This is a genomic window from Kitasatospora xanthocidica, assembly GCF_014656195.1.
GTDB lineage: Bacteria > Actinomycetota > Actinomycetes > Streptomycetales > Streptomycetaceae > Kitasatospora > Kitasatospora xanthocidica.
On record NZ_BNBY01000005.1, the window covers coordinates 232,634 to 250,020 of the forward strand.

Sequence of the window (17,387 nt, forward strand, 5' to 3'; positions counted from 1 at the left end):
AGAGCCTTAAATCCGGCTTAAGTCCTACTGATGGTGACGGGGTGGCGACTGATCGCCACGCGGTACAACGGCTCTGCAACGGCCTTGGCCACAAGGGCATTTGGCCGTTGACACCACCATTGGTCTAGGCCAGAGTCCAGTCATCCGGTTCGAGATCGAACCTCGCCGGATGTGGTATCAGCCCACCCCGAAGCTCTTCGCCGCCCCCTGTCCGGACTCTCCGCTGCGGGCGCCAATCACGCTGCCGGCGGGCATCACGGCTCTAACACCCTCGGAGGACGGCGTGAAGAAGCGTCAACTCGTCTCGGCGCTCGGGACCATGGCACTGGCGGCGGGGCTGACGGCCTGTTCCTCGTCCGGCTCACCGTCGGGCGACGGCAGGAGCTCCGCCGCCGACCCGAAGGCCGCCATCGGCACCGTCACCGTCTGGCTGATGGACGACGCCCAGAAGAACTGGCCCGACCTGGTGCAGCGGGTCAACGACGAGTTCGCGGCGAAGTACCCGAAGGTCACCCTCAAACTCGCCTACCAGGGCTGGGCGGACAAGGTCGGCAAGCTGGACAAGGCCATCGCCGAGGGCAACGCCCCCGACGTGGTCGAGCTGGGCAACACCGAGACCATGAAGTACGTGCTGTCCGGCGCGCTGGCCCCGGTGGACCGCAGTACCTTCGACAACTCCGACAGCTGGATCAAGGCGCTCGCCAACACCTGCACCTACCAGGACAAGCTCTGGTGCGTGCCCTACTACGCCGGCTCCCGGGTCGCCATCTACAACTCCGCGGCCTTCCAACAGGCCACCGGCAGCGCCGAGTTCCCGAAGACGGAGGCCGAGCTGACGGCCGCCCTGGACAAGATCGCGGACAAGAACAAGGCCGACAGGACCTTCTCCCCGCTCTACCTGCCGGGCCCGTACTGGTACGCGGCGATGAGCTACGTGGCGGCGTCCGGCGGCAGCATCGCCAAGTTCGACAGCGCCGGCAACTGGCACGGCACCCTGCACGACCCCAAGTCCCAGGAGGGCATCGGCCACTTCGCCGACCTGGTGCGCAAGTACAACAAGGGCGACCAGTCGCTGAACGAGCAGAACCAGTACGAGGCGATGGCCCGCGGGCACGCCGCGTCCTTCTACGGCAACGGCTACGAGGCGGCCAGCGTCACCGCGCCGGTCACCGGCGACCCGGGCCTCAAGGACTCCGTCAAGGTGGCCACCATGCCCGGCCCGGACGGCAAGCCGCTGCCGACCTTCATCGGCGGCTCCGACCTCGCCGTCACCGCCAAGTCCCAGTCCACGGTGCTGGCCACCGACTGGGTCCGGATGTTCACCAGCACCAAGTCCGAGCAGGCGCTGGCCGACAAGGACATCCTGCCGAACAACCTCACCCAGCTGAACCCGCTGAAGAACAAGCCGTCCACCGCCGCCGCGGCCAACGCCGTCCCGGACGCCTGGTTCACCCCGCTGGCCCCGGGCTGGGGCGCGGTCGAGAAGCAGAAGATCATCCCGGACATGCTCACCGCGATCCTCAAGGGCAAGTCGGTGGACCAGGCCACCAAGGAGGCCGACGCCGCGATCGACCAGCTGATCAACAAGGCGTCCTGACCCGCGCCGCCGCCGTCCGCCCCGCCCGCTCCCGGAGACGGGACGGGGGCGGGTGGGGCGGACGGGGGCGTGCGACGGGGCGCGTGGCAGGGCGTTCGGAGGTGCTCCGGGACGGGCGCGCCCGTAGGATTGCGGGGCACGAAGAACCGCAGCGAGTGTGCGGACTCGCCGCCGTAGAGGTCCCCCGTCGGGCAGCCGCCCGCGCGGGGTCGAACCATCTCATCGGAGGCAGACCCACATGTCCGACCCGCAGACCGTTTCCGTGCCCGGCCGGATCATGGCGGCGGAGATGGCCGAGCAGCCGGCCGTCCTCCAGCGCATCCTCGACGAGGGTGCCCCGAAGATCCGCGAGATCGCGGCCGAGATCGCCACCCGCAACCCGCGCTTCGTCCTGCTCACCGCGCGCGGCACGTCCGACAACGCCGCGCTCTACGCCAAGTACCTGGTCGAGATCCTGCTCGGCAAGCCGGCCGGGCTGACCTCGATGTCCACCACCACCGCGTACGGCGCCAAGCCCGACCTCACCGACGTCCTGGTGATCACCGTCAGCCAGTCCGGCGGCTCGCCGGACCTGGTCGCCTCCACGAAGGCGGCCCGCGAGGCCGGTGCCGTTACCCTCGCGGTCACCAACAACTCCTCCTCGCCGCTGGCCGAGGTCTCCGAGTTCCACATCGACGTGCTGGCCGGCCCGGAGAAGGCGCTGCCCGCCACCAAGACCTACACCGCCGAGCTGCTGGCGCTCTACCTGCTGATCGAGGGCCTGCGCGGCGGCGACGCTTCGGCTGCCAAGGAACTGCCGGCCCTGGCCGCCGGCGTGCTGGTCCGGCAGGCCGAGGTGAAGGCGCTGGCCGAGCGCTACCGCTTCGCCCAGCGCCTGGTCATCACCTCGCGCGGCTACGGCTACCCGACCGCCCGCGAGGCGGCGCTGAAGCTGATGGAGACCACCTACATCCCGGCCAGCCCGTTCTCCGGCGCGGACCTGCTGCACGGCCCGCTGGCCATGGTGGACAACGTCTCGCCGGTCATCGCGATCGTCCCGGACGGCAAGGGCGGCGAGGCGCTGCAGCCCGTCCTGGACCGGCTGCGCGGCCGCGGCGCGGACCTGGTCGTGATCGGCCAGCAGGCGCAGGTGGACGCCGCCTCGGCGGGCTTCGCCCTGCCGGCCGGGGTGCCCGAGGAGGTGCAGCCGATCCTGGAGATTCTCCCGCTGCAGCTGCTGGCGTACGAGGTCACCATCGCCCGCGGCCAGGACCCGGACGCCCCGCGCGCCCTGGCCAAGGTCACCGAGACGCGGTAACTCGCCCGCTCGCCTCCGGGGCGCTCGGACCCGGTGCCGACGGTCGGCGCTCCAAGACCCCTCGTTCCTCAGGGCCTCCTCGCTTCTCCCTTTCGGCACCGGCGCGCCCCTTCGGCTCGGGGCGGGCGGGACAACTCCCCACACAGACCGGCCCCCGTCCACAGGCTGTGGACGGGGGCCGGTCCGCTGAGCGGCGGGACGTGGTTCGGGGGAGGGCCGGTGGCCGGAAAGCACTACGGGCCACGGCGCCGACACGGGACCCTCAACCCATGCGGCACCGCAGCCCGGAGCTGTCGTCGGTCACCGGGGACGATCGAGGACTGTGCGGGGTCCTCGATCGGCGGCGTCCGACCGAGGAAAGGCCGCGCGCGGTCAGGGCAGTTGCGCGGGGGCCTCTCCTTGGTGCCCTTCCATTGTGGACTAGACCAATCTTGGTTGTCCAGGCCCGTCGGCACATTGGTCTAAACAACTCCTCCCCGTCGCGAGGCCTTCACGCCCGGTCCGTCCACCGGTCCGCCGCGCCCCGTCCGGACCGGCGGCGCTACCCTCGCCATGTGCCCTCGCTGAACGAACTCGTCCGCCGCCACACCACCCTCACCGGGGCCGACGTGGAATGGCTCCACATGCTGGTCTCGGAGTGGCAGCTGCTCTCCGACCTCTCCTTCGCCGACCTGGTGCTGTGGATCCCCACCTGGGACGGCATCCGCTACGTCTCGGTGGCGCAGATGCGGCCCAACACCGGGCCGACCTCCTACCAGGACGACATGGTCGGCCACCTCGTCCCCCGCGGCCGCCGTCCGCTGCTGGACGCCGCCTTCGACGAGGGCCGGATCGTGCGCGAGGGCGATCCGGAGTGGCGCGAGGAGGTCCCGGTCCGGGTCGAGTCGATCCCGGTCCGGCGGGAGGGCAAGGTGCTCGGGGTGATCGCCCGCAACACCAACCTGCTGACCGTCCGCACCCCCAGCCGGCTGGAGCTCACCTACCTGCAGAGCGCCTCCGACCTGGCCCAGATGATCGCGGCCGGCAGTTTCCCCTTCCCCGGTCACGAGCAGATGGACATGGACGCCGCCCCCCGGGTCGGCGACGGCCTGATCCGCCTGGACGCGGACGGCATCGTCACCTACGCCAGCCCCAACGCGCTCTCCGCCTACCACCGCCTCGGCCTGACCTCCGACCTGGTCGGCAGCCACCTCGGCCGCGCCACCGCCGACCTCGCCCCGCCGTCCCGGGGGGCGGTCCACGAGGCGCTGGTGAAGGTGGCCAGCGGCTGGGCGCCCCGGCAGACCGAGGTGGAGGCGCAGGGGGGAGTGGTGACCCTGCGGGCGATCCCGCTCAAGCCCAAGGGCACCCTGACCGGTTCGCTGGTGCTCTGCCGCGACGTCACCGAGCTGCGCCGCCGCGACCGCGAGCTGATGACCAAGGACGCGACCATCCGGGAGATCCACCACCGGGTGAAGAACAACCTGCAGACCGTCGCGGCCCTGCTGCGGCTGCAGTCCCGCCGGATGGAGTCGGAGTCCGGCCGGGCCGCGCTGGACGAGGCGGTGCGCCGGGTCGGTTCGATCGCGATCGTGCACGAGACGCTCTCCCAGGCGCTGGACGAGCAGGTGGCCTTCGACGAGATCGCCGACCGGGTGCTGGCGATGGCGATGGAGCTGTCCCAGGACGGCCGGGTGGCGACCCGCCGCTCCGGCAGCTTCGGCATCCTGTCCGCGGAGGTGGCCACCCCGCTGTCGATGGTGCTGACCGAGCTGCTGCAGAACGCCCTGGAGCACGCCTTCGGTCCGACGGCCTCCGGCAACCTGGAGATCAGTGCGCTGCGCGGCCGGGCCCCGGCGACCGGGATGGGCTGGTCGGACAGCTGGAACGGCGGTGCCCGCCCGGAGGAGTACCTGCTGATCACGGTGCAGGACGACGGCCGCGGCATGCCGGAGGACTTCGACCCGCAGACGGCGGGCAACCTCGGACTCCAGATCGTCCGGACGCTGGCCACCGGTGAGCTCGGCGGCACCTTCGACATGGTGGCCGGCCCGAACGGCGGTACGAAGGTGATCCTGGAGATCCCGGTCCGCTGAGGCACCACGTCGCGCACCTCGCACCACGGATTCTCAGCAGAATCTCACCGAGGTGGCGGACCGCTGACAGGTGCGTCGGTGCGCGGCGGGGGCGCGCGCTCGGCGGAAGCGCCGGGTGCGCACTCCGCCCGCCCCGGCCCGCTGCGGCCGAACGGGGAGGGGTGGGCCCGGACGGCCGGGCCCGGAAACAGAAACGAGGCCCTGTCGACCGGGGGGGGGGTGGGTCGACAGGGCCTCTCAACCCGTTCCGGCCGTCGGGGGGAGTCGGCCGGAGCGGGGGCTCTGGGTGGTGCGACACCTCGCCGGTGCATTGCACACGGTGAGCGCCTCAGCTCCACGATATTGCTCTAAGTGAACAGTATCAAGTGGCTGGACGGGTCCGGTGTCGCGGGACCGAGTCGAGCAAGGTCCTTTGTGCGGAAGGCTTCACCAGGAAGTGCAGGGAAGCCTTTGATCATGTGTTGATCGGTCTTACGGTCACTGCGGGTGCTACGGCGTGTGATCGGAGCGATCAGGCGGTGCGGGCGCGGTTGCGGGCGGCGCGGCGCTTCATCGCACGACGCTCGTCCTCGCTCATGCCGCCCCAGACGCCGGCGTCCTGGCCGGTCTCGAGCGCCCACTGGAGGCACTGCTCCATGACGGGACAGCGGCGGCACACGGCCTTGGCTTCCTCGATCTGCAGCAGAGCAGGACCGGTGTTCCCGATCGGGAAGAACAGCTCCGGGTCCTCTTCGCGGCAGACAGCGCGGTGGCGCCAGTCCATGGTCGTCCAACTCCTCCTGCCGACGGGGGTCACCCGGCGGCATAATCGATGGCTTTGTGAATGTGAACGCTTTCACGAATCCCGCAACAGCAAAAGAGACCAAAGGCCTACCGGGCCCGGGTGGTCTGTGCTAGGGGGGATTCGGCGATTCGAGGGACACCCCGCGGTCGGCGCTCCGTGGTTCCGGAGTTGCCGTCGCTGCGATGTGTCCCGATCGCCATGTAGAGGTTCGCAAACCTCGGGCTCGGATACAACCCCCTTCGGGGAGGAATTTTTGATTCTTCGGTGTCGCCTAGCTCACAGCCAGTACTTCTATGGAGTGAAGGGGGCTTGTGCGTTCGAGAAGAAGGGCGAACCCCACTTCCAGTCACACAATCACACGCAGTGCCCGCCGAACGCCTGTGAAACTGACGCGACTCCTGTCTCCAAGATGGTCGCCGTCCACCTGGAACGGGGTGGGTTCCTCTGAAACCAAGGTGAAGTGTCTGACGTCGTGATAGGAGACGACGTGCTTCCCGGACGGGCCGGCCGGCGGTGCGCCGTCGCTCGAAGGCGCGTACGACCGCAGGATCTGACGGATCGTTCGAGCCGTACCGAACGCCGTCATCCGGGTGATCCCGAAGACGTCCAGATCCGTGTCGAAGGAGGCGAGCGGCGAGGGGTAGACCGGACGGTTGCCGAGGAACGTCCACGGCGAGGTGTTGCTGACTATCGACAGCACGAGCCCCGGCACGGCCCCGTGGCCAGGCAGCTCTAGGGAAACGGGGCCCGAACGGCGCTGCTCACGCTGGGTGAAGTAGTGCCGGATCGCCTGCTGGACGTAGAGGGCGTGGGTGGACTTGCGCCCGGCCCGGCGCTGCTCCTCGACCCGGCCCACCACCCCGGCGTCGAAGCCGAGGCCGGCGGTGAAGGTGAACCAGCGGTCCGGGAGGCCGGCGGTCATCGCCTTCCCCAGCCCGATCGGGCGCTCCCGCTTGCGCTCCAGCGCGTGCAGCAGGGCTCCGGTGGCCTCCACCGGGTCGTTGGGCAGACCCAGCGCGCGGGCGAACACATTGGTCGAACCGCCCGGCACCACGGCCAGTCGCGGGACCTTCTCGCCCGGGCCGTGCGCCAGCAGCCCGTTCACCACCTCGTTGACGGTGCCGTCGCCGCCCAGCGCCACCACCAGGTCGACCGTGCCGTCCTCCGTCGCCTGGCGGGCCAGGTCGCGCGCGTGGCCCCGGTACTGGGTCTCGGCCACCTCCAGCTTGAGGTCGCTGCGCAGCGCGTGGATCAGGACGTCCCTGGTCCGGCCACTGGTGGTGGTGGCCTTGTGGTTCACGACCAGGAGAGCGCGCATGGGGAAAGCCTACGGGTCGGTACGGACCAACCGGCGGCTACCCTGCTGGAGTGACCGCAGAAACCTCCGCACCCGCACCTGTGGCCGGCTCCGGCCGTCCCGCGTCCCTGACCCTGGGCGCCGCCATCACGGCCCTGGAGGGCGCCGCGCTGGCCGTCGTCGGCGTCTGGGACATGGTGGCCGCGCTGTCCGGCCAGTCCAAGCAGCTGGCCCTGAACGAGTTCGGCGGCCTGGTCATCGTGGTGCTCGGCGTGCTGCCGGTGCTGGCCGCCCGCGCGCTGCTGAAGGAGCGCCGCTGGGGCCGCAGCCCGGCGGTGCTGACCAACTCGATCTGCCTGCCGGTCGCCTACTACATGGTCCGGAGCGGCGGCGCGATGGTCGCGGTCGGCGTGCTGGTCGGCCTGCTCGGGCTGGTGGGCATCGGCTCGCTGCTGAACCCGAGGTCGACGGCGGCCCTGTACGCCCCGTCCGAGGACTGAGCGCGCGGGACCGCCGGAGCCGGACGGCCGCCCGGCCGGAGCCGGACGGCCGTCGGGCGCGGGCCGGGCCGGCCCGGTCCTACTCCTCGACCAGGAGCTTCTCCCGCAGCTGGGCCAGCGTCCGGGCGAGCAGCCGGGACACGTGCATCTGGGAGATCCCCACCTCGGCGGCGATCTGCGACTGGGTCATGTTCCGGAAGAACCGCAGCACCAGGATCTTCTGTTCCCGGGGCGGCAGTTGGGCCAGCAGCGGCTTGAGCGACTCGCGGTACTCGACGCCCTCCAGCGCCTCGTCGGTGGCGCCCAGGGTGTCCGCGACGGCCGGCGACTCGTCGTCGCTGTCCGGCACGTCCAGGGACAGGGTGGAGTACGCGTTGGCGGACTCCAGGCCCTCCAGGACGTCCTCCTCGGAGATCCCCAGGTGCTCGGCCAGCTCGTGCACCGTGGGGGAGCGGCCGTGCCGCTGGGAGAGCTCGCTGGTCGCCGTGGTGAGCGACAGCCGCAGCTCCTGCAGCCGGCGCGGGACGCGCACCGCCCAGCCCTTGTCGCGGAAGTGCCGCTTGATCTCCCCGACGATGGTCGGCGTCGCGTAGGTGGAGAACTCGACCCCGCGCTCGTGGTCGAAGCGGTCCACCGACTTGATCAGGCCGATGGTGGCGACCTGGGTGAGGTCGTCCAGCGGCTCGCCGCGGTTGCGGAAGCGCCGGGCCAGGTGCTCGACCAGCGGGATGTGCATCCGCACCAGCTGGTTGCGCAGCTCGACCCGCTCCGGCGAGCCCTCGGGCAGCGCCGACAGGCGGACGAACAGCGCGCGGGCGGCCTCCCGGTCCGGGGCGCCGGAGCGGTGCGTGCCCTGGGCGGGCACGGCGCCGTGCGGCTCCGTCTCGGTCGTCCCGGCGGGCTCGGCCGTTTCGGACGTCTCGGCCGGCCCGGCCGTCCCGTCCGCCCGGTCCGCCGGATCCGGCGGGGGTACGGAGTCGGGCGTCGGCTCGGACGTCGGCTCGGTCGGGTGGCTCATCCGGTGGGCGTCCTTCGGGTGCGCTTCGTCGTTGGCGGCGAGGCCGGGAACGCTCGCCTGGGTCGGTACGGCGGGTCCCGCCGTCGCGAGGCCGGTACGGTCCAGATCACTCACGGCCATTCCCCCGTTCCGTTCCGGGAGCACCGGGGCCGGCGGCCCCGGAATCGTCTCGTTGGTCGTACCGCCCTGGGCGGTACCGGGAGCCGTCCGCCGGGCCCCGGGAGGGGTGGCGGCGGACGGCCCTTGAGCGGGTGCTGCTCGGTGCTGCGCGGTCCGCGCGGTGGGGTCCGGCGCCCGCTAGTGGGCGGTGGACCCGCCGCGCTTCTTGTGCAGGCTGATCGAAACGGTCTTGTCCTCGCCGACCGACGAGTCGACCTCGCCGGCCAGCGCGGAGAGCACGGTCCAGGCGAAGGTGTCCCGCTCGGGGGCCTTGCCGTCGGTGGTCGGGGCGGACACGGTCACCTTGAGCGAGTCGCCGACCAGCCGGAACTCGCAGGACAGGACGGAGCCGGGCACCGCCTGCTGGAGCAGGATGGCGCAGGCCTCGTCGACCGCGATCCGCAGGTCCTCGATCTCGTCGAGGGTGAAGTCCAGCCGGGCCGCCAGCCCGGCCGTCGCCGTTCGCAGCACGGAGAGGTAGGCCCCCGCCGCGGGGAGCCGGACTTCCACGAAATCCTGAACGCCGAGATCGCCGTCGATCTGGGACACCCTTGCCTCCTGGGTGACGCGCTGTGCTTGCTTGGTACCCCGCTTGTTACCCAGGCTCGTCGCTCCGCAAAGGAACACCGCGCCACCCCTTTCCAGGGGTACCGGTTCTGCGGGTCCGCCATCGCCGTGCCCTACCGCACCCCGGTTCGGGAGTTACTGATGGTAAGGCATTGCGACGCAGGGTGGCAGACCCTTTCCCGGACTGCTCCGGTCCGCTCAGCGGCGGCCGGCCGCCGCCAGCGCCTCGTCGGTGAGACGGTAGACGGTCCACTCGTCCATCGGCACCGCGCCGAGCGACTTGTAGAAGTCGATCGAGGGCCGGTTCCAGTCCAGCACCGACCACTCGACCCGGGAGTAGCCGCGCTCCACGGCGATCCGGGCGAGCTCCAGCAGCAGCGCCTTGCCGTGGCCGCCGCCGCGCGCCTCCGGGCGGACGTACAGGTCCTCCAGGTAGATCCCGTGGGTGCCGCGCCAGGTCGAGAAGTTGCGGAACCAGAGGGCGAAGCCGACCGGCTCGCCGGCCGTCCCGTCCGCCGCGACGTCCTCCGCGATCAGGCCGAACACCGCCGGGTCGGCGCCGAACAGCGCGTCGTGCAGCTGCTCCTCGGTGGCCACCGCCTCGTGCGCGGCCTTCTCGTACTCCGCGAGCTCGCGGATCATGGCGTGGATGACGGGAACGTCGGTGGCGACGGCGGTGCGGATCATGCCTGCGAGCCTACTGCTCGGGCCCCGTCTCGTCCCAGGCCTGGATGGACGTCTGATCGACGATCCGGCCGTCCCTGAGGTCCGCCATCGAGGCCATCAGCACCCGGACGCCGTCCGGGTAGCGGCAGGACTCCATGAAGGCGACGTGGTCGCCCTGGACGACCACCTGCTCCAGCTTGTGGGTCATCTCGCGGCCGTAGATGTCGCCCAGCATCGCGCCGATCTCCTCCAGCCCGTGCATCACCAGGGGGTGGCTGGGCTGGGTCTTCCGGTCGACCATGCGCAGTTCGGCGTCCTCCGCGTAGAGCGCCAGGAGGGCCTCGGCGTCGCGGCGCTCGATCCCCTCGCGCAGTGCGCGGGTGTCGAAGGCGGCGGGGGTCGCCGTGGTGGTCATGATCTCGCTCCTCCGGTCGGGGTCCGTCGGCTCGTACCTAGAGCGTACGCCCGGGGCCCGCGCACCGGAGGAGCGCCGGTCCCGGCCGGTCAGCGGGGTGTCACGGTGCGCAGGTAGTCGGCCAGGGCGCCGATCGCGGCGGGGTTGCGCGGGCTCTCCACCAGGTCGACGTAGTCCAGGACGAAGATCCGGTCGTTCTTGATCGCGGAGACGTTCGCCAGCGGCGGGAAGGACGTGAGGAACCTCCGCTTCTCCTCGGCGTTCGGGGTCGCGTAGTCGTTGATCACGATCACCTCGGGGTCGCGCCGCACCACGCTCTCCCAGCCGGCGGTGACCCAGGTGTCGGCGAGGTCGGCCATGATGTTGGTCCCGCCGGCCTTGGCGATGATCTCGTTCGCGGCGGCGAACTTCCCGGCGGTGTACGGCTTGTCCTGCCCGCTGTCGTACAGGAAGACGGACGGGCGGCGCTCGGGCTGCGGGACGGCGGCGATCCGCGCCCTGGCGTCGGCGATCAGCCGGTCGGCGCGGTCCTTGACGTCGAAGACCTCGCCGAGGTTGGCCAGGTCGGTGTAGAGCGCCTCCAGCGGGTCCATCACGCCGCGCTCGGTGCCCTTGCCGCTGCGGCAGGACTCGCTGAGCACGTACGAGCCGATGCCGAGGGCCTTGAACGCCTGCGGGGTGACGCCGCTGCCCTCGTCGAAGCCGTAGTGCCAGCCGGCCAGGACCAGGTCGGCCCCGGCGTCCAGCGCGATCTCCTTGGTGAGGGTCTTCTTGGAGAGCCAGGTGGTCTGCTGGTAGCCGTCCTTCCAGGGCACCTGGTCGACCTTGCCCTTGTCGTCCGGCATGACGTAGCCGGCCATCCGGTCGGCGAGGCCGAGGGCGAGCATCAGCTCGGTGATGTTGACGTCGTTGGTGACCACCCGGGCGGGCTTCTGCGCGAAGGTGAGCTTCTCGCCGCAGTTCTCCACGGTCACCGGGTAATGGGCGGAGGCGGTGGCGGCTTCGCCCGGGGCGATCTCGGCGCCGCAGGCGGTGAGTCCGAGGACGAGCAGGGTGGCGGCGGCAACGGCCTTGGTGCGCACGGTGGTTCCTTCGGGGTCGGACGGCGGGGGAGGCGTCGGGCTCAGGCGTCGGGCCCGGGCGCAGGGCTCAGGCGTCGGCGGAGCGGTCGAGGCGGTCGGGACGGTCGAGGCGGTCGAACAGCAGCTGGACGGCGCCCGTCCCCGGGTGCCGGACCGGGGTGGCCCGGACGCCGAACACCTCGGCCAGCAGGGCGGGGCGGAGCACCTCGCCGGGTGGCCCGGAGGCCACGATCCGGCCCTCCCGGAGCACGTACAGCAGGTCGCAGTGGCCAGCCGCCAGGTTGAGGTCGTGCAGTGCCGTGAGCACCGTCGGCCCGGCCTCGCGGGCCAGCGCCAGGACCTCCAACTGGTGGGCGATGTCGAGGTGGTTGGTGGGTTCGTCGAGGACCAGCAGGCGCGGCTCCTGGACGAGCGCCCGGGCGAACAGCACCCGCTGCTTCTCGCCCCCGGACAGGCTCAGGAAGCCCCGTTCGGCGAGGTGCCCGGCCCGGACCTTGCGCAGGGCCTCGGCGCAGCGCTCCCGGTCCCCCTCGGCCGGGGCGCCGAAGCCGCGCCGGTGCGGCAGCCGGCCCATGGCGACGACCTCGGCCACCGTGAAGTCGAACTCGGCGGAGTGCTCCTGGGTCAGCGCGGCCACCCGACGGGCCGACTCGCGGGCGGTGAGCGCGTGCAGGTCGGCGCCGTCCAGCCGGACCGCCCCGCCGGCCGGCTTCAGCACCCGGTAGACGCAGCGCAGCAGGGTCGACTTGCCGCTGCCGTTCGGCCCGACCAGTCCGATCACCTGCCCGGCGGCGGCCGCCAGGCTCACCTCGTGGACCAGCCGGGTGCCGGCCAGCTCCACCGAGACGGCGTCGACGTCGAGGTCCTGCGCCCCCGCCGGACCGGTCCGGCCGGTCGGGCCGGTCACCAGGGTTGGGCCGGTCACCAGGGCCGGGTCGGTCACCGGTTGCCTCCGAAGGCGTGGCCGCGGCGGCGCATCATCAGCAGGAAGACGGGGACGCCGAGCACGGCGGTGAACACCCCGACGGGCAGTTCGGCGGGCGCGAGCAGGGTGCGGGAGGCGATGTCCACCCAGACCAGCAGCAGGGCGCCGGCGAGCGGGGCGACCAGCAGCACCCGGCGGTGCCCGGCGCCGACCAGCATCCGCACCAGGTGCGGCACCAGCAGCCCGACGAAGCCGATCGCCCCGCTGACCGCGACCACCGTGCCGGTGACGGCGGCGGTCACCACGAACAGTTCGCGGCGCAGCCGGTCCGGGTCCACCCCGAGCGAGGCGGAGGTCTCGTCGCCCATGGCCAGCGCGTCCAGCCGTCCGGCGGCGCAGGCCAGGTACGCGAGCCCGGCCAGGACGGTGGCGGCGGCGATCGGCACCGAGCCCCAGGTGGCGCCGCCGAGGCTGCCGAGCAGCCACATCATGGCGTCCCGGGCGGCCTCGCCGCGGTCGGCGGCGAAGACCATCAGGGTGGTGCCGGCCGAGAAGCCGTAGGAGAGGGCGGTGCCGGTGAGCACCAGCCGCAGCGGGGTGAGCCCGTACGCGGTGCGGGCGGCGAGGTAGACCAGCGCCATCGCGACCAGCGCGGAGCCGAAGGCGGAGACGGAGACCGCCCACACCCCGAGCGAGGCGAAGGCGCCGAACAGCAGTACGGCGTTGGCGCCGACGGCCGCGCCGGAGGAGATGCCGAGGACGAAGGGGTCGGCGAGCGCGTTGCGCACCAGCGCCTGGACGGCGACCCCGGTGGCCGCCAGCCCGGCGCCGACCACGGCGGCCAGGACGGTGCGCGGCAGCCGGATCTCCCAGACGATGGCGTACCCGGCCGCCTCGCCGGCCTCCAGCCGACCGCCCGTCAGCCCGGCGCCCAGCAGCCGCAGCACGCGGGGGAGTCCGAGCTCGGAGGAGCCGAACGCGACCCCGCAGACCAGGGAGAGCAGCAGGGCCGCGGCGAGGCCGGCGGCGAGCGGGAGCGCGGGTATGCGGCTGACGGGCGGGCCGGCCGCTCGGTTCGCGGGTGCGCGGTTCACGGGTGCGCCTTGCCTCGGGCCGGGGGCGCGCCGGGGCGGGCGCGGTCCGCGGGCGTGCCGGGGCGCCGTTCCCCTCGCAGTCCGCGGCGAGTTGTCGGGAGGTCAGCGGCCGGGGGCGATCGGGCTGGCACGGTCTCTGGGACCGCGCTCACCGTTGCGGGTCAGCGCCGGATTCGCACCGGACTTCCCCCTCGGACGCCCTGGCAGCATAACAGCCGCTCAGCACCTGTGACCCTTACCAGCTTTGGGCCGGACGGGAACGCACGACCGCCCCCGTCCGGCGGTGCGGACGGGGGCGGTCGGGTGGCGACGCGTCAGGCTCAGGCCTGCTTGGTCTCCCAGAAGATCTTGTCGACCTCGGCGATCAGGTCCAGCAGGGCCTGGCCGGTGGCCGGGTCGGTCGACGCCTTGGCGGCCGAGGCGGCCTTCAGGGTGTCGTTGATCAGCTGGTGCAGCTGCGGGTACTTCTCGAAGTGCGGGGCCTTGAAGTAGTCGCTCCACAGCACCGAGATGTGGTGCTTGACGGCCTCGGCGCGCTGCTCCTTGATGATGACGGCGCGGGCGCGGAAGTGCGCGTCCTCGTTGGCCTGGTACTTCTCCTGGGTGGCCTTGACCGACTCGGCCTCGATCCGGGCCTGCGCCGGGTCGTACACGCCGCAGGGCAGGTCACAGTGGGCGTGGGCGGTGGCACGCGGTGCAAACAGACGAGAGAACATGGGAGTCCTTCCTTAGATCGTCTTCCCGCGCCCGAGATTACCCTTCCGCCCTCGTGGTTTCGCGATCGGGCGGTGGGCCTAGGGCAAAAGACGGACCCGGAACCAGGCCAATCCGGACATCGAACAGGTGACGGTCCGTACGGCAGACTGGGGCCGGGCGGGGCGGGAGGAGGAGTCGTGGCACGGAGCACGGAACCGGTGGGCCGGGAGCGGGGCGGTGCCCTGCCGTTCGGGCTGGTCGACGTGGCGGGCCCGTCGATGGTCCCGACCCTGCGCGAGGGCGACCAGCTGCTGGTCCGCTACGGCGCGCCGATCCGGCCGGGGGCCGTGGTGCTCTTCCGGCACCCCTTCCAGCAGGACCTGCTGGTGGTGAAGCGGGCCGCCGGGCGCCGGGCCGGGGGCTGGTGGCTGCTCTCCGACAACCGTCCGGTGGACAGCGACAGCCGCAGCTACGGTGCCGTCCCGGACGAGCTGGTGCTCGGCCGGGTGCTGCTGCGGCTGCGCCCCCACCCGGCCTGGCTGGCGCCGGGCCGCCGGCTGGAGCGGCTGCTGCTCGCCCCGCCGCTGGCCCGGGTGCCGGGCCTGGCCCGCCGCCTGGGCGTCTGGGCGGAAGACGTCTGAGGACGCCTGTGAGGACGGCGGGGGCGGCTGAGGACGACTGAGGACGGCGGAGGGCGGCCGAGAAAGTCCTACGGCTTGCCGCCCAGCGCGGCCTCCGCCTCCTGGCGCTTGCGGGCCCGGTAGGCGGCCACGTTGGCCCGGGTCGCGCAGCGGTCCGAGCAGTAGCGGCGGGACCGGTTGGTCGAGGTGTCCAGGTAGGCGTTGCGGCAGGGCGCGGCCTGGCAGATGCCCAGCCGGTCGGCGCCCAGCTCGGTCAGGTGGACGGCCAGGCCCATGCAGGCGACCGCGCTGAAGTGCGCGGTGGCGGTCGGCGAGTTGTCGGCCAGGTGCAGGTGCCAGCGCGGCCGTCCGGCGTCGTCCAGGTAGTCGTGCCCGGAGACCAGCGGGCTGACGGGGTACTCCATCAGCAGGCTGTTCAGCAGGTCGACGCCCCGGATCTCGTCCCCGTCGGCGGCGGCCTCGAAGACGCCGCGCAGCCGGGTCCGTACGGCCCGGAGCCGGGGCAGGTCGGACTCGTCGGCGAGCGCGGCGGCCCGCGAGGAGTCGGAGAAGAGGGCGCGGACCGCGTCCACGGAGGTCAGCGCGTCGGTGCCGCGCTCGGGCTCCTCGGTGTTCACCAGCCGAACGGCGAGATCGGCGTACGAGGCGAGCTCCACGGAGGTCCTTCCAGAAGATCGGTAACGGGCTGACTGCTTCCAGCCTATTACCAGGGCGAGGAAAACGTCGGCGCCCGGCAGGAGCTGCCTGCCGGGCGCCGACGGTACGGGCTCAGAGCACCTTGGAGAGGAAGGCCCTGGTGCGCTCGTGCTGCGGGTTGGTGAGGACCTCGCGGGGGTTGCCGGCCTCGACGACCACGCCGCCGTCCATGAACACCAGCGCGTCACCGACCTCGCGGGCGAAGCCCATCTCGTGGGTGACGACCACCATCGTCATGCCCTCCTCGGCGAGGCCGCGCATGACGTCGAGGACGTCGCCGACCAGCTCCGGGTCGAGCGCCGAGGTGGGCTCGTCGAAGAGCATCAGCTTGGGCTTCATGGCCAGCGCGCGGGCGATCGCGACGCGCTGCTGCTGGCCGCCGGAGAGCTGGGAGGGGTAGTTCTTCGCCTTGTCGGCGAGGCCGACCCGCTCCAGCAGGGCCATCCCGCGCTCGCGGGCGGCGGCCTTGTTCTCGCCCTTGACCTGGACCGGAGCCTCGATGACGTTCTCTATGGCCGTCATGTGCGGGAACAGGTTGAAGCGCTGGAAGACCATGCCGATGTCGCGCCGCTTGACGGCGACCTCGCGGTCCCTGAGCTCGTGGAGCTTGTCGCCCCGCTGCTGGTAGCCGACCAGCTCGCCGTCCACCCAGAGGCGGCCGCCGTTGATCTTCTCCAGGTGGTTGATGCACCGCAGGAAGGTCGACTTGCCGGAGCCGGACGGGCCGATCAGGCAGAACACCTCGCCCTGCTTGACCTCCAGGTCGATGCCCTTGAGCACCTCGACCGGGCCGTAGGACTTGTGCACGTTCTCGGCGCGGACCATGGGCTCGGCGGCCGCGACGGCGTCGGCGGGGGTCTTGGTCAGATCGGTCATACGTGACCACCTCCCTCGAGCCCCGGGACGACGTCGGCCGTCGTCTTCGGGGCGGGCTTCCCGGCGAACAGGCCCCGCAGCCGTTGCAGCGGGGTGGGCGGGAGGGTGCGGTTGGAGCCCCGGGCGTAGTGGCGCTCGATGTAGTACTGCCCGATGGTCAGCACGGAGGTGAAGAAGAGGTACCAGAGGCTGACCACGATCAGCAGCGGGATGTTCTGGTAGTTCCGAGAGTAGATCACCTGGCCGGCCCGGAAGATCTCCTCCAGGGAGATCACCGAGACCAGCGAGGTGGTCTTGAGCATCGAGATGGTCTCGTTGCCGGTCGGCGGGATGATCACCCGCATGGCCTGCGGCAGGATGATCCGCCGCATGGTCTGGAACTGGCTCATGCCGAGCGCGTGCGCGGCCTCGGTCTGCCCCTCGTCCACCGACTGGATGCCGCCGCGGACGATCTCCGCCATGTAGGCGGCCTCGTTCAGGCCGAGGCCCAGCAGGGCGGCGACGAAGGTCGGGATCAGGACGTTGGTCGACTCGGACCAGAACTCCGGTCCCCACGGCACGCCGATCGACAGCTTGGCCCAGATCAGGCCGAGGAAGTTCCACATCACCAGCTGTACCAGCACCGGGGTGCCGCGGAAGACCCAGATGTAGACCCAGGCGGTGCCGGAGAGCAGCGGGTTCGGGGACAGCCGCATCACCGCGAGGACGATGCCGCCGACCACCCCCATGAGCATGGAGAGCGCGGTCAGTTCCAGCGTCACGACCATGCCGTGCACGATGCTGTCGTGGAACAGGTACTTGCCGACGATGTCCCACTTGAAAGCGGGGTTGGTGAAGAGGGCGCTCAGCAGCATCGCCGCGAGCAGGGCGATGACGACGGCGCCCGCCCAGCGTCCGGGGTGGCGGACCGGGACGGCCTTGATGGTCTCAGGCCGTCCCTGTCCCGCCGTCCCCTTGTCCAAAGAGTTCACGGTGTGGCCTCGGGGGAGAGATGAAGCGTAC

18 protein-coding genes and 1 riboswitch are annotated in these 17,387 nt (G+C 71.7%); of the genes, 5 read left to right on the forward strand and 13 right to left on the reverse strand.

Annotated elements, in window-relative coordinates; all coding sequences use genetic code 11:
• The first annotated feature begins 319 nt into the window (after window positions 1-319).
• From IE332_RS11425 to IE332_RS11435, 3 genes are all read left to right on the forward strand, one after another.
• On the forward strand, window positions 320-1,597 hold the full coding sequence (locus IE332_RS11425) for an extracellular solute-binding protein (RefSeq protein ID WP_229928552.1): 1,278 nt from the start codon (window positions 320-322) through the stop codon (window positions 1,595-1,597).
• A 238-nt stretch (window positions 1,598-1,835) separates the two neighbouring features.
• Window positions 1,836-2,894: an SIS domain-containing protein gene (locus IE332_RS11430; protein WP_189915674.1), complete on the forward strand. Its 1,059-nt coding sequence runs from the start codon at window positions 1,836-1,838 to the stop codon at window positions 2,892-2,894.
• A gap of 554 nt (window positions 2,895-3,448) precedes the next feature.
• A complete protein-coding gene (locus IE332_RS11435; RefSeq protein WP_229928517.1) occupies window positions 3,449-4,969 on the forward strand; it encodes a sensor histidine kinase in 1,521 nt (506 codons plus the stop codon).
• 511 nt (window positions 4,970-5,480) lie between these two features.
• On the opposite strand, the gene IE332_RS11440 is transcribed toward IE332_RS11435, so the two are convergent.
• Both IE332_RS11440 and IE332_RS11445 read right to left on the reverse strand, forming a co-directional pair.
• Window positions 5,481-5,732 carry a WhiB family transcriptional regulator gene (locus tag IE332_RS11440; RefSeq protein ID WP_014138019.1) on the reverse strand — a complete coding sequence of 84 codons (252 nt, stop codon included), beginning with the start codon at window positions 5,730-5,732 and terminating at the stop codon, window positions 5,481-5,483.
• 367 nt (window positions 5,733-6,099) lie between these two features.
• Complete coding sequence (locus tag IE332_RS11445; protein ID WP_189915675.1) at window positions 6,100-7,071, reverse strand: diacylglycerol/lipid kinase family protein; 972 nt, start codon at window positions 7,069-7,071, stop codon at window positions 6,100-6,102.
• Window positions 7,072-7,121: 50 nt separating this feature from the next.
• Between IE332_RS11445 and IE332_RS11450 the strand changes: the two genes are divergently transcribed.
• Window positions 7,122-7,550, forward strand: a complete 429-nt coding sequence (locus IE332_RS11450; RefSeq protein ID WP_189915676.1) for a hypothetical protein — start codon at window positions 7,122-7,124, stop codon at window positions 7,548-7,550.
• Between the two features lie 79 nt (window positions 7,551-7,629).
• Here the strand turns inward: IE332_RS11450 and IE332_RS11455 are convergent, their stop codons facing one another.
• From IE332_RS11455 to sodN, 8 genes are all read right to left on the reverse strand, one after another.
• The gene (locus tag IE332_RS11455; RefSeq protein ID WP_373313707.1) at window positions 7,630-8,568 is read right to left on the reverse strand and encodes an RNA polymerase sigma factor SigF; all 939 of its coding nucleotides are present in this window, start codon (window positions 8,566-8,568) and stop codon (window positions 7,630-7,632) included.
• Between the two features lie 297 nt (window positions 8,569-8,865).
• On the reverse strand, window positions 8,866-9,276 hold the full coding sequence (locus IE332_RS11460; protein ID WP_189915678.1) for an ATP-binding protein: 411 nt from the start codon (window positions 9,274-9,276) through the stop codon (window positions 8,866-8,868).
• 216 nt (window positions 9,277-9,492) lie between these two features.
• Window positions 9,493-9,981, reverse strand: a complete 489-nt coding sequence (locus IE332_RS11465) for a GNAT family N-acetyltransferase (RefSeq protein ID WP_189915679.1) — start codon at window positions 9,979-9,981, stop codon at window positions 9,493-9,495.
• A 10-nt stretch (window positions 9,982-9,991) separates the two neighbouring features.
• A complete protein-coding gene (locus IE332_RS11470) occupies window positions 9,992-10,375 on the reverse strand; it encodes a nuclear transport factor 2 family protein (RefSeq protein ID WP_189915680.1) in 384 nt (127 codons plus the stop codon).
• An 89-nt stretch (window positions 10,376-10,464) separates the two neighbouring features.
• Window positions 10,465-11,457 (reverse strand): ABC transporter substrate-binding protein, encoded by a 993-nt coding sequence (locus IE332_RS11475; RefSeq protein WP_189915681.1) that lies wholly within the window; start codon window positions 11,455-11,457, stop codon window positions 10,465-10,467.
• Window positions 11,458-11,524: 67 nt separating this feature from the next.
• Window positions 11,525-12,364, reverse strand: coding sequence for an ABC transporter ATP-binding protein (locus IE332_RS11480; protein ID WP_189915850.1), 840 nt, complete (start codon window positions 12,362-12,364; stop codon window positions 11,525-11,527).
• A 32-nt stretch (window positions 12,365-12,396) separates the two neighbouring features.
• Entirely contained in the window at window positions 12,397-13,476 is a 1,080-nt protein-coding gene (locus IE332_RS11485; RefSeq protein ID WP_189915682.1) for a FecCD family ABC transporter permease, read from the reverse strand.
• Window positions 13,477-13,569: 93 nt separating this feature from the next.
• Window positions 13,570-13,708, reverse strand: a riboswitch (cobalamin riboswitch).
• An 88-nt stretch (window positions 13,709-13,796) separates the two neighbouring features.
• On the reverse strand, window positions 13,797-14,192 hold the full coding sequence (gene sodN / locus IE332_RS11490) for a superoxide dismutase, Ni (RefSeq protein WP_189915683.1): 396 nt from the start codon (window positions 14,190-14,192) through the stop codon (window positions 13,797-13,799).
• 258 nt (window positions 14,193-14,450) lie between these two features.
• On the opposite strand from sodN, the gene sodX reads away from it, so the two are divergent.
• Window positions 14,451-14,813, forward strand: a complete 363-nt coding sequence (gene sodX / locus IE332_RS11495; protein WP_189915851.1) for a nickel-type superoxide dismutase maturation protease — start codon at window positions 14,451-14,453, stop codon at window positions 14,811-14,813.
• A gap of 68 nt (window positions 14,814-14,881) precedes the next feature.
• Here sodX and IE332_RS11500 read toward each other — a convergent pair whose 3' ends face one another.
• The 3 genes from IE332_RS11500 to IE332_RS11510 all read right to left on the reverse strand — a co-directional run bounded on the left by IE332_RS11500 (window position 14,882) and on the right by IE332_RS11510 (window position 17,356).
• Window positions 14,882-15,469 carry a CGNR zinc finger domain-containing protein gene (locus IE332_RS11500; RefSeq protein ID WP_189915684.1) on the reverse strand — a complete coding sequence of 196 codons (588 nt, stop codon included), beginning with the start codon at window positions 15,467-15,469 and terminating at the stop codon, window positions 14,882-14,884.
• Between the two features lie 112 nt (window positions 15,470-15,581).
• Window positions 15,582-16,385, reverse strand: coding sequence for an amino acid ABC transporter ATP-binding protein (locus IE332_RS11505; RefSeq protein WP_308437555.1), 804 nt, complete (start codon window positions 16,383-16,385; stop codon window positions 15,582-15,584).
• Window positions 16,382-17,356, reverse strand: a complete 975-nt coding sequence (locus tag IE332_RS11510; RefSeq protein ID WP_229928519.1) for an amino acid ABC transporter permease — start codon at window positions 17,354-17,356, stop codon at window positions 16,382-16,384. The genes IE332_RS11505 and IE332_RS11510 overlap by 4 nt, the downstream gene beginning before the upstream one ends.
• Window positions 17,357-17,387 lie beyond the last annotated feature (31 nt).